Genomic DNA, 12,470 nt, shown 5'->3' with positions numbered 1-12,470 from the left:
TTTTTATTTATATGTATTACAAAGCTTATTTATTTTTATTATAAATTTTCATTGTTTCCTCTATATGATTTATATATTCATCTGTAAGATTGACATTATAGTTATTTTTTAATTTCATTATAGCTGAATAACCTATTTTAAATGCTTCCTCATGATATAGCATAGTCTGTTCATAATCTCCTTTCATTGCGAACTCAGTTGATTTTATTTGAAATTCTAAACCTTGACTTACTTGTACTATAGCAGATTTTAAGTTATTATCTTTTATATTTTTAAGTGATTTTTTAGAATAATTTTTCATTTCATTTTCATATATAGACATTTCTCGATTATAAAATTCTTTCTCATTTATTTTTCCTTTATTATAATCTTCATCTAATTCATTAATAAGACTATACCTATTATTTAAATTATTAGATACCATATCTAAGGCTTCATCATCATTTAGCTTTTTTAGTGAATTAAAACCAAATAAAGATATAGTAGTAAGTATAAATATTATCAGTATAAATGCTTTTTTCATTTATTCACAACCCTTCATATAATATTATATTTAGAGTATATGTTATTTATAATCTACTATTCCAGATGAAGTGAAATTAATTAGTGTAAATTTTGTTATTTATAAAATTTTAATTTTACTAATTAAAAAAAGAGAGTAGCTAAACTCTCTTTAAATATATTATATCTATTTGTAAATAGCTTTTATAGGGTCTAGCCTAGATGCTTTAAATGCAGGTATAATACCAAATATAACACCTGTTACAACTGTAGTTATGCTAGCAAAGAAGAAACTATTTATGTTAGGTATAGCTTTAAATGGAAGATAATTTGATGCATAGTTAACTACTATAAATCCTACGATTATTCCAAGTATTCCTCCGCATACTGTTATAAATACAGCTTCAACTAAAAACTGAAACATTATAGTACGAGGTTTAGCTCCTATTGCACGTCTTATACCTATTTCTCTTTGTCTTTCCATAACAGAAACATACATTATATTCATTACACCAATACCACCAACAAACATTGATATAGCAGTTATTAAAGTAACAAATTTATTTATAGTAGATATCATATTATGAAGCTCTTGAGTAGATTCAGATGGATCGTCAGTTTTATAGGAACCATTTATATCAGGATGAAGTTCAGAAAGTTTACCAATAATATTATTTGCAACTTCAAAAACATCATATCCTTTAGAAACAACTAAATCTAGGGCATATATTTCTTGAGAATAATTATATTGATTAATTAATCCATCTAAAGCTTTTTTAGGCATATATGAAGTAACATATCCTTCCATAGGATTCATATTGTATATAGATTTATTCTCATCAGATTTATTAGAAACAGAACTTTCATCTACTATACCAATTATTTCATATATTGTACCATTTATTGAAATACCTTTACCAAGAGCTCTTTCAGGATTATCAAATAAATCAGTTGCATTTTGCATAGTAATGATAATAACTTTTCTATTAGCATCATCTAAAGAAAAGCTTCTTCCATATATAGGATTTAGCTTAGTATCTTTTTTTAAATCAGCAATATCGACATAAGTAGTTTTTTTATCATAAGTAGCCTCATTAGAATATGTTGAAGCAAAGTCAAAATCATCCTTACTAGGTCCTATTTTTTCAACACCTTCAGTAAAAGATAGTTGTTCTATATCTTCACTAGTAAAAGGCTTTAAAAATATACTCATATTCGTCATACTATAATCAGCAGGTTCAAAATGAATTCTTGCTTTATTAGGGTTTACCTTATTAACTGAAGTTTCTACTTCTTTTTTTAGCCCATTACCAATAGAACTGACCAATATAACAGAAGTAATACCCATAATAATCCATAAAAGAGTTACAAAAACTCTAAGTTTATGTCCTTTTAAATTGGCTAAGGTACTTTTAACTAAATTCATGATTTACACCTCCAAAGATAACACACCATCTTTAAGTCTTACAACTTTAGTAGCATATTTTACTAAGTCAGCATCGTGTGTAACCATTATTATAGTTTTACCTTGATTATTTAAATCTTTAAGTAAATTCATAATTTCTTCACTTGTCTCACTATCTAATGCACCAGTGGGTTCATCTGCAAATATTAGTTGAGGATTATTAACCAATGAACGAGCAATAGCTATACGTTGTTGTTGACCACCAGACAGTTGAAGAGGCGGTTGTTTTATTTTATCAAGCAATCCCACTGATTCTAGTTTTTCTTTTACAATTTTTTCTCTTTCAGATTTATTCAAAGATGCATCGTAAATAAGAGGCAATTCAACATTTTGATAAACATCTAAAGTTTCTATTAAATTAAATTGTTGAAATACAAATCCTATATTTTTATTTCTAAATGTAGAACGTTGATTTTCATTTAAGTTAGTTACATTTTCACCATTAAATATATAATCACCATCATCAAATTTATCTAAAAAACCTAAAACATTAAGTAAAGTAGTTTTACCACTACCTGATTTACCCATTATCATTACAAATTCACCAGATTCTATCTCTAAGCTAAGTGATTTTAGTACATGAAACTTTTCTTTTCCTACTTTATAATACTTTTGAATATTTTCTAATTTAATTATATTACTCAACTTTTTCAGCCATCCCTTCATCATTAGAAGGAGTATCACCCGCATTTATAGCATCTCCTTCTTTCATACCTTCTGATGGGTATCTAACTAAAACATCATTTTTATCAAGGCCAGATTTTACAACAGTAAGTTCTTCATCAGTGCTTGCTATTTCAACTATTTGTTTTTTTAGAATTCCGTTTATACTTTCAAATACATAAGGTTTATCATTTTCATCTCTTAATATACATGATGTTGGTATTTTAGATAAAGAATCTCTAATTTCGATAGAAGCTTGAACATGGAATCCATTTACTAGACCTTCTTGGTCATCAAATGAAATGCTTATATCGTAATAAGATAGAGAACCTTGACCACCCATATTCATATCATTAGCTTGAGATGAAGGTCTATCAGATATAAAGCTTATTCTTCCGGTTACTTTTTTATCTGTTGAAAATACTAAAACATTAACAGGATCATCTATTTGAAGTTTAGATAAATCTTGTTCACTAGCTTGGCCTTTCATATAATATTGGTTACTTTGAAGTGTAATAAATGAAGTAGGCTCAGCTGCATTTTCAGATTTCTCATTTAAATATACTTTTCCATCAAATGGAGCATAAGTATTTATATAAGCTTTTTTATCTAAAGTTGATATTTGAGCATTCAGTTTACTAATTTCTGTGTTTATAAGAGGGTCATCAGAACTATTAGATTTCTTTAGTTCGCTTACTTGAGATTTTAGACCATCGATTTCATTTAAAACAGCATCATTTTTACAAGTAAATAAAAGGTCTCCCTTTTTTACGATTTTTCCATTTGTAACATTTAATTTACTTACTTCACCTTCTGAAGATGGATTAAAATCCTTTGATTCAGTAGGTAAAATTTTACCATTTATAAATACTTTTTCATTATCTGCGATAGTATAAGTTTCAATATAATTTTCAGTTTCTCCTAATTTTTCATTATTAATCTTATTTTTGTTGTAAATAAATATACCTGTAGCTAAGACAATTATAGTTATAACTCCAGCCCCTATTAATACCTTTTTGTTTTTTAATTTTTCTAAAAAAGACATATATTCCTCCTAATGTAAATAATACTCCAAGTAAATTATAGGACTAAATATTACTAGAAGTCAAAGAAAAATAAGAAATAAATCAATATTGTAATTAAGTTGACAATTTTAAAAGATATATTATAAAATTTTATAGAAAAAAATATAAAAAAATATCGAAAATTTATAATTTTAATAAAATAAAAAGAATTAGCGATAGAGCTAATTCTTTAATTAATTATATTTAACCTTATTATAAACTCGCTATATTCACCATAAGAAGAATTGACTTCAATATCGTGATTTAGCTTAGAGCAGAGTTCTTTTACCAAGTATAAACCAAGCCCTGTAGATTTAGCATTATGTCTTCCATTATTTCCAGTAAATCCTTTATCAAATATTCTAACTAAATCTTCTTCTTTAATACCACATCCAGTATCTTTTATTTTTATCAAAATATAATTTGATAAAATCTCTCTAGTTATAGAAATAGAATCACCTTTGTCTGTATACTTTAGAGAATTTCCGACTAATTGATCAAATATAAATAAAAGCCATTTTTTATCAGATAAAACAGTATAATCTAAGTTATCTAATGATAAACTTATTTTATTTGATATAAAGTATTTAGAATACTTCTTTATTATTTCTCGAATAATTAGTTGAAGATTTACCTCCTGAACTAGGAAATCTCTATGGAAATCATCAAGCCTAGAAAGATAGAGAACTCTTTCAACTGAATTTTCAATTCTCATTACTTCATTATCTATTTCATCTAAGGTTTTCTCAAAGTATGGATTTTCATTTTGCTCTATTATAAGTTTCATTATAGCTATAGGCATTTTAATATCATGAACCCACATGTCCATTATTTCTTTGTTTTCTTTTACTTTTGTAGAATTATTGTCAACAAGATTTTCAAATTTTATTTTATAATCATTAATAATATCTAGATAAATCTTTTCTTCCATAGATATTTTAAATATGCTTATTGAATTAATATTATCAAAATTCAAGCTTTCATCTAATAAATTTAAAAATTTATTTTTCCTAGAATAACTAATAAATAAATACAAAAATAAAAGTACTAAGTTAAGGATTATTATATAAGAGACTGTGTCAATTAAAAGTTCATTAATAGGAGAAAGTAAAATGACAGATATAGTAAAAAATAAAAATATAAAATTAAATAATAATAAACCTTGTTGGTCTTTTAAAAAATCTTTAAATTTCATTTATTCACCTAATCTTAAACTATACGATTATATAGCCTAAACCTCTCTTAGTTTCTATAAAGTTTTCAAGATCAATATCTTTTAATTTACTTCTTATTCTATTAACATTTACAGTTAAAGTATTATCGTCGACAAACCAATCACTATCCCATAATTTTTTCATAAGCTTATCCCTACTTACTATCTGAGATTTATGCTTCATAAGTTCATGAAGTATTTTTATTTCATTTTTAGTTAATTCTATTGATTTATCATTATAGGTAATAAGTGCAGTTGATAAGTCAAGAGTAACTCCATTATGAACTATTTTATCAGATGACTTATCGGAAAAATTATAAGTTCTTCTAAGTAGGGCATTAACTTTGGCAACCAATACATCTATTGAAAAAGGTTTTTGAATATAATCATCAGCGCCTAAATTTACACCCATAATAACGTCCATATTAGAGTTTCTAGATGATATAAATATTATTGGAATTTGAGAGATTTTTCTTATTTCATTGCACCAATGAAAACCATCATAAAAAGGTAGATTTATATCAAGCAAAAGTAATTGAGGATTGAAATTTTTAAATTCTTCAACTACATTTTCTAGGTTTTCTATTTTATAAACATTATGCCCCCATCTAGATAAACCTTCACAGATTTGATTTTTTAGGGCTGTATCATCTTCTACAATCATTATTTTAAACATTATTACCTCCATATTAAGTACTGATTTATTTTAAATATACGTATATTTTAAACATAAATTAGAGAAAAATGAAGAATTTTTAAAAATACTTACGAAATTGTAAGGTATACTTAATTTAATTAAATGGTTAAAAATATTTCGTAGATATATAATAAGTTCATAAGAATTTTATAAGGAGGATAAAATGAAAGATATATTAAGGGTAGAAAATGTAAGAAAGGAACATGGAAAAAGGAATACTAAATATGAAGCCCTAAAAGGGGTAAGTTTTAAAGTGAGAAAAGGAGAATTTGTTGGTATAATGGGGGCATCGGGAGCTGGTAAATCAACTTTACTAAATATTATATCTACAATAGATACTCAAAGTAGTGGAAAAGTTTATATAAATGATAAAGATATAAAAAATATGAATCAAAACCAAATAGCGGATTTTAGACGAGACAATTTAGGATTTGTTTTTCAAGACTCAAGCTTACTAGATACACTTACAATTAAAGAAAATATAATGCTACCATTATCTCTTAAAAATGAAAAAGTAAAAACCATAGAAGATAGAGTAAAAGAAGTAGCAAAATCACTTAATATATTAGAACTATTAAATAAATACCCATATGAAGTTTCGGGAGGACAAAAGCAAAGAGCAGCAGTATGTAGATCAATAGTAGGGAAACCATCATTAGTACTTGCAGATGAACCAACTGGAGCTCTTGACTCAAAATCAGCAAGAGATCTTTTACATACGTTTAGTCATTTAAATAAAAATGAAAAAGTAACTATACTTATGGTAACTCATGACCCAATGAGTGCTAGTTATTGTGATAGAATTTTATTTATAAAAGATGGAATTATTTTTACAGAACTTATAAAAGGGGATAGCACAAAGGAATTTTATCAAAAGATATTAGGTACGGTAGCCATGCTTGGAGGCGTTGATAGAAATGAATTTATTTAGTATTTCCTTTAAAAACGTAAAAAATAGTGCGTCAAATTATATAATGTATTTTATATCTATAGTATTTAGTGTATTTATATATTTTACTTTTAAATCTATACAATATAATGAAGTTTTATCTATATTAGGTAAGACAAAAAGAACTGGAATTAATTCGGCAGCCATAGTTATAGCATTTTTCTCATTTATGTTTGTATATTACTCAAATGCTTTCTTTTTAAATAGAAGAAAAAAAGAAATTGGAACATATAGTTTATTAGGAATGAGAAAAAATCAAATTTCAAAAATGTTTTTTTATGAAACTTTAATAATCAGTACGTTTGCAATAATACTAGGGATAACTTTAGGATTTTTATTTTCAAAGCTTATGACTATGCTACTTGTTAAATTAATGGGAGAAATTGTAGTAGTTAAGATGACATTAAATATAAAATCATTAGCTAGCACTATTATAGTATTTTATTTAATATTTACATTAATTGGAATAAGAAATACATTTGGAATACGACAAAAGAAACTTATTAGATTATTTAAACAAGAACCTGAAGTTAAATCTTATAAAAAGCCATCTGTGTTATTAGGCATTTTAGGTATAACTTTAATAATAATAGGATATATTATGGCGACAAGTAAGATGTTAGAAATGGAAATTATTTTAGCACCACTTATACTGATTTTTATAATACCAGGCACATTTTTATTTTTTTCAAGTGTGCTTTCTATAATATTAAATACAATCAAGAAAAATAAGATTTTTTATTATAAAGGTATAAATTTAGTTGCATTTTCAGGGCTTAGTTATAATATAAAAAGTAACTCAAAAATATTAGCTACAATAGCAATTTTAATAGCCACGAGTGTTACTATTTTGGGATTCAATATATCATATTATTACACTATTAATCAAGGTATTAGAGAAAATTATAAATATAGTTATAACATAAACGCTGAAAATGATTATGTAAATAAAGAAGTAGATAAAATATTAGAGAAGTATAAAAATAACATAACTCTTGATAAGACAATAGAATTAATAGATACAGAAACTAATTACATAGACATAATGTACTATGGCATTAAACAAGAAACTAGAGATAATATATCTATAATGAAAGAAAGTGATTTTGTAGATATACAATATAAAGAAGAAAATTATGAAAAATTAAAGTCAGATAAATATATATATTATTCAAATGATACATACAAAAAATATAGGTATAAATCTCTTGAAGGTGAAACTCTAAATATAGAGAAAAATAAGCTTAAAGTACAAAATGAATTTTATGAACCTATGGTAAATGAAGGATCAACATATAATATAGTTGTGGTTAGAGATAATGTATATAATAAATTAGAAAAAGATAATGAAAGTAGAAAATTAAGAATAATAAATATAAAAGATATGGATTCATTAGAACTAGCAGATAAATTAGTGAAAGTTGTTGAAAATAATATTGAAAAAAATTATCCATTTAATATTACATCTAATATAAAATCACATGCAGAAACTATGCAAAGCGGAGGATTGTTGTTATTTATAGGAATGTTTTTATCAGCTGTATTTTTACCTTGTACAGGAAGTATAATATTATTTAAACAATTATCTAGTATATATGATGACAAGAATAGATATATAACTCTTAAAAAAATCGGAGCAAATAATAAAGATATAGAAAAAATATTATCAAAGCAGTTAAAATTAATATTTATACTACCACTACTAGTAGGTACAATTCATAATTTATTTGCAATGATTATAGTACAAAAACTTATACAGAGAAATATACTTGTACCGATTTTAATAACATTAGTTATATATTATATAGGATATTTTATATATTATTTAGTAACATTAAAGTATGCTAAAGATATGTTAATAAATGAAATATAAAATTATATTTGGTAAATTAAAATAAAGAGGATAATTTATATCCCCTTTATTTTAATTTATTTTTTAAGCTGTAAATTCTATTTCTGGACTTACTGTATTATCTAATTTTTTCATAAGGATATTACGTTTTGTACCACACGGATTTTCTCTTTGAAGTTGAACTTCAAATCCTAAGCTTAATATTGTTTTTTGGCTATAGATATTTTCAATAGCTACGGCCGTTACTATATGGCTTTTTCCTCTATCTATAGATTCTTGTATTCTAGTCTCAAGTAGTAATTTATGTAATGCGTTTCCACGATAAAGAGGGTCTACCATTACATAACCAGAGATATACGTTGAATCTATTTCGGTTTGACTTAAATTCATATCATAGAGATTATTTAAATAATTGCCACTTGGAACTTCACACATGGCTGATGCTATTAAAGTCTCTTCAATATAACATCCTATTATAAAGCCACCATTAGCTAAAATATCTTTCAATTGGAGTGTATCACGAAACTTAAGCCAATTTTTATTATCTAGGGTAACGCTTACCCTATTATATAAATTAGTAATGTCATTAAAGTTGGCCTCTGTAATAAAGCAAACATCAGCGTATAAGTTTTCGCAAAGTTCTCCATTGAACTTAGATAATTTTACCTTTTTTATCAAAATAGACACCGGTTGTTCACATAAGTTCGCTACACTTATGCAGTTCTCTTAAGTAACCACATTGGCGATTACTTTTATGAACTTCTCATATTTTCACATGAGAGCAGACTATTTCTTCACCCTCGACATTACTCGTTAGGGGCAACCTACTTCCACTATCAATAGCTTATAGTGTACGACCTATCGGTCTAGTCGTTGAAGGTTTCCCTATTCGGGACTTCCCTGCATGAACATCCATTGTACTAGCACTTAGGGTTTAACCATATGCCATCCTAAGACTTTTTTCTACTTTCGTTCCGTCACGCTTAAAGCTATTCGCTTTTACGTTGTGGCACTTAGGCTTTAGGAATTATCTGCAATTCAAGTTGTGTCCTATGCAGATTTCTCTACATACGAGGCTTAAATCGTTACCTCTTTTCGTAATTAAGGAGAATAATCTCCAGTTTATATAAATTTATAAAAATGCTAACTATATTTTTATAAATTTACATAATGTAAATTTTATAATAAGTATTATAACATAATACTTAGAAAATTGAATTATATTTTACACACTTTTAACAAAAAAAACGAATATTTATAAATATGTATAAAAAATATCAATAATATCCAAAAATAATACATATTTTTAATAAAAATATAAAGTAGAATATAAAAAAATATATAGGAAAATATAAATGTATATAATTATATTAAGGAGTATTTTTATGATAAAGCAAAGAATAATTACTAAGAAATTAATTTTTTTATTTTGTTTATTTATTATATCAACACTAAGCTTAGGTATGAATAAGTTAGAAGATAATTTAGATGGTAAAATATTTAAAAATATTTACATAGAAAATATAGATGTAGGTAAAATGAATATTCATGAAGCTAGTAAACAAATTAGCAATACATACAAATTAAAACCTATAAACATAAAATATATTTCTAAAAAATGGACTATAAACCCTAAAGACATAAAGTTAGATTACAATATAGATAAATCTTTGCAAAATGCATATTCATATACAAGAAGTGATAATAGTAAGGAAAATTTAAAGAGAATTTTTAATCTAACATTTAAAGAAAAATATAAGATAGAACTTATAGCAACTTATGATGAGATAGCTTTAAGCAAACTTATAGAAAATATATCTAAAGAAATAAATAGAGAAGTTAAGCAAGCATCAATACAAGTAACAGAAAGTTCTCAAATACTAAAAACTCCATCTAAAGAAGGTATAGAAGTAGATATAGTAAAATTAAAAGAAGAAATATATAATATGTTAGATAAAAAAGATATAAAGGAAATAGAATTACCCACTCGTATAATAAAACCTACAACAACAACAGAAGATGTAGATTCTGTTAATACAATTTTAGGGCAATATAGTACTAGTTTTAATGATAATACTCCAAGAGGTAGTAATATTCATGTAGCAGGTCAAAGTACTAGTGATATACTTATAATGCCTGGAGAGACATTTTCATACAATAAATCTACAGGAGCTAGAACTTGGAGTAATGGATATAAAACTGCAAAAGTAATAGTAGGTGGAAGGTATGTAAACGGAGAAGGCGGAGGAGTATGTCAAGTTTCAACAACAATATATAATGCTGCCTTATTGGCTGGCATGGAGATAGAAGAGGTTCATAATCATACATTTGCATCAAGGTATGCACCTAGAGGAAAAGACGCAGCAGTATCATATGGATATACAGACTTAAAGTTTAAAAATCCTTTTTCTCATCCGATTTATATAAAGAATATAGTTAGTAATGGAGCTATAACATCAAAAATATATGGGTGTAAACAAGATAGAGAAAAATTATATATAAGAACTGAAGAAAAATACAATAAAGATAAAATAAATGTAAAGACATATAGAATATATTTAGATGAAGAAAATAATAAAATAAGAGAAGAATTAATTGCTGAAAGTAAATATAAGATAAAATAAAGCTAGTCAAAATGACTAGCTTTATTTTTATATAAATTTTAATTATTAATATACTTTTCGAAAACATATCCAAAATCTCTAACACTATATTTATTCTTAGAAGATACTAACCATTCAAACACATATTCATTAATATTTTTAAAGTTTTCCTCTAAATTAATGCCTTCAATACGATTAGATGACATAAGCGTAGCTGTTGTACGTATTGATTCATTAGTATAGTTTAATAAGATTTGATTATCTCTAGTAATTTCAGATATTTTTATTAAAGCTTTATATAAATCTTTTAACTGTTCTAATTGTTTTTTATCAACATCTATAGAAAAACTTTTTTGACCTATTGTAAACTTAATCTCAACGTCTAAGTCTATAGTTCCGGCAGTCTCTAAAGAAACATCAGATATATTATTAAGGTAGTAATCATAACGATATAAATTACGTTTTTTACTAATAGCATTTTCTCCATCAATATGAATTAAAGCTTTGTTAGTAAAACAATATTCATCAGATTTAGATTTTATAAGGAAATATATTGTTTCTCCATCCTCATGCATTATATAATCATCTGAATCCACTTTTTTATAGTCTTCAGGTCTTATTATCATACCTATATCACTTATACCAAGTGCATCGGAAGCAAACTTTTTTAACATGTGTAAACTCCTTTTGAAAATGTAATTTTAATTAATAAACTACTTAATTGAGTATTATTATAACATATATGTATAAATAAATATAAAAAGTTTATAATTGTTGTTTAGAGCAATTATCACCGGGTATATATAAGTTATAACAATGAATAATTAAGTTTAGATGAACTGAAATAAATTATATAGAAATTAAAATAAAAACTAGGAGGATATAAATATGAAAAAATTTGTTTGTACAGTATGTGGATATATATATGAAGGAGAAACAGCACCACAAGTATGTCCAGTATGTAAAGTAGGACCTGAAAAGTTCGAAGAAATGAAAGGTAACATGGTTTGGGCTGATGAACATAGAATAGGGGCAGCTCAAGGAGTAGATGAAGAAATATTAGAAGGATTAAGAGCTAACTTTGTTGGAGAATGTACAGAAGTAGGAATGTATCTTGCAATGAGCCGTCAAGCTGATAGAGAAGGATATCCAGAAGTAGCAGAAGCTTACAAGAGAATAGCATTTGAAGAAGCAGAACATGCAGCTAAATTTGCTGAATTATTAGGAGAAGTAGTAGTAGCTGATACTCAAGCTAACTTAAAAGCAAGAGTAGAAGCAGAATATGGAGCAACAGAAGGAAAACTAAAAATAGCTAAAAAAGCCAAAGAACTAGGTCTTGATGCTATACATGATACAGTACATGAAATGTGTAAAGATGAAGCAAGACATGGTAAAGCATTCTTAGGATTACTAGAAAGACATTTTGGAAAAAAAGCATAGATTAAATAAAAAACTGCCTTTAA

12 protein-coding genes are annotated in these 12,470 nt (G+C 25.8%); 4 read left to right on the top strand and 8 right to left on the bottom strand.

The annotated features are described in order from the left end of the window. Positions 1 to 25: 25 nt before the first annotated feature. From JWF52_RS16420 to JWF52_RS16395, 6 genes are all read right to left on the bottom strand, one after another. Positions 26 to 523 carry a hypothetical protein gene (locus JWF52_RS16420; protein ID WP_208334595.1) on the bottom strand — a complete coding sequence of 166 codons (498 nt, stop codon included), beginning with the start codon at positions 521 to 523 and terminating at the stop codon, positions 26 to 28. 165 nt (positions 524 to 688) lie between these two features. Next, positions 689 to 1,927, bottom strand: coding sequence for an ABC transporter permease (locus JWF52_RS16415; protein WP_208334594.1), 1,239 nt, complete (start codon positions 1,925 to 1,927; stop codon positions 689 to 691). Positions 1,928 to 1,930: 3 nt separating this feature from the next. Next, entirely contained in the window at positions 1,931 to 2,635 is a 705-nt protein-coding gene (locus JWF52_RS16410; RefSeq protein ID WP_286184235.1) for an ABC transporter ATP-binding protein, read from the bottom strand. Then, complete coding sequence (locus tag JWF52_RS16405) at positions 2,604 to 3,674, bottom strand: efflux RND transporter periplasmic adaptor subunit (protein ID WP_208334593.1); 1,071 nt, start codon at positions 3,672 to 3,674, stop codon at positions 2,604 to 2,606. The genes JWF52_RS16410 and JWF52_RS16405 overlap by 32 nt, the downstream gene beginning before the upstream one ends. Before the next feature lie 209 nt (positions 3,675 to 3,883). Beyond that, complete coding sequence (locus tag JWF52_RS16400) at positions 3,884 to 4,888, bottom strand: sensor histidine kinase (RefSeq protein WP_208334592.1); 1,005 nt, start codon at positions 4,886 to 4,888, stop codon at positions 3,884 to 3,886. Positions 4,889 to 4,907: 19 nt separating this feature from the next. Then, a complete protein-coding gene (locus tag JWF52_RS16395) occupies positions 4,908 to 5,582 on the bottom strand; it encodes a response regulator transcription factor (protein WP_208334591.1) in 675 nt (224 codons plus the stop codon). A gap of 184 nt (positions 5,583 to 5,766) precedes the next feature. Here JWF52_RS16395 and JWF52_RS16390 point away from each other — a divergent pair, with 184 nt between their 5' ends. Both JWF52_RS16390 and JWF52_RS16385 read left to right on the top strand, forming a co-directional pair. Further along, positions 5,767 to 6,534, top strand: a complete 768-nt coding sequence (locus JWF52_RS16390; protein WP_208334590.1) for an ABC transporter ATP-binding protein — start codon at positions 5,767 to 5,769, stop codon at positions 6,532 to 6,534. Further along, positions 6,521 to 8,425 (top strand): FtsX-like permease family protein, encoded by a 1,905-nt coding sequence (locus JWF52_RS16385; RefSeq protein ID WP_208334589.1) that lies wholly within the window; start codon positions 6,521 to 6,523, stop codon positions 8,423 to 8,425. The genes JWF52_RS16390 and JWF52_RS16385 overlap by 14 nt, the downstream gene beginning before the upstream one ends. Positions 8,426 to 8,488: 63 nt before the next feature. Here JWF52_RS16385 and JWF52_RS16380 read toward each other — a convergent pair whose 3' ends face one another. Next, complete coding sequence (locus JWF52_RS16380) at positions 8,489 to 9,082, bottom strand: GNAT family protein (protein WP_208334588.1); 594 nt, start codon at positions 9,080 to 9,082, stop codon at positions 8,489 to 8,491. A gap of 707 nt (positions 9,083 to 9,789) precedes the next feature. On the opposite strand from JWF52_RS16380, the gene JWF52_RS16375 reads away from it, so the two are divergent. Next, entirely contained in the window at positions 9,790 to 11,028 is a 1,239-nt protein-coding gene (locus tag JWF52_RS16375) for a VanW family protein (protein WP_208334587.1), read from the top strand. 38 nt (positions 11,029 to 11,066) lie between these two features. Here JWF52_RS16375 and JWF52_RS16370 read toward each other — a convergent pair whose 3' ends face one another. Continuing rightward, complete coding sequence (locus JWF52_RS16370; protein ID WP_208334586.1) at positions 11,067 to 11,681, bottom strand: PH domain-containing protein; 615 nt, start codon at positions 11,679 to 11,681, stop codon at positions 11,067 to 11,069. 214 nt (positions 11,682 to 11,895) lie between these two features. Here JWF52_RS16370 and JWF52_RS16365 point away from each other — a divergent pair, with 214 nt between their 5' ends. Further along, positions 11,896 to 12,447 (top strand): NADH peroxidase, encoded by a 552-nt coding sequence (locus JWF52_RS16365; protein WP_208334585.1) that lies wholly within the window; start codon positions 11,896 to 11,898, stop codon positions 12,445 to 12,447. Positions 12,448 to 12,470 lie beyond the last annotated feature (23 nt).

The sequence above is a fragment of the Clostridium sp. CCUG 7971 genome (assembly GCF_017590215.1).
Classification (GTDB): domain Bacteria; phylum Bacillota; class Clostridia; order Peptostreptococcales; family Peptostreptococcaceae; genus Faecalimicrobium.
Note: the sequence above shows the minus strand (reverse complement) of the source record. Positions and strands in the feature narration are given on the sequence as shown.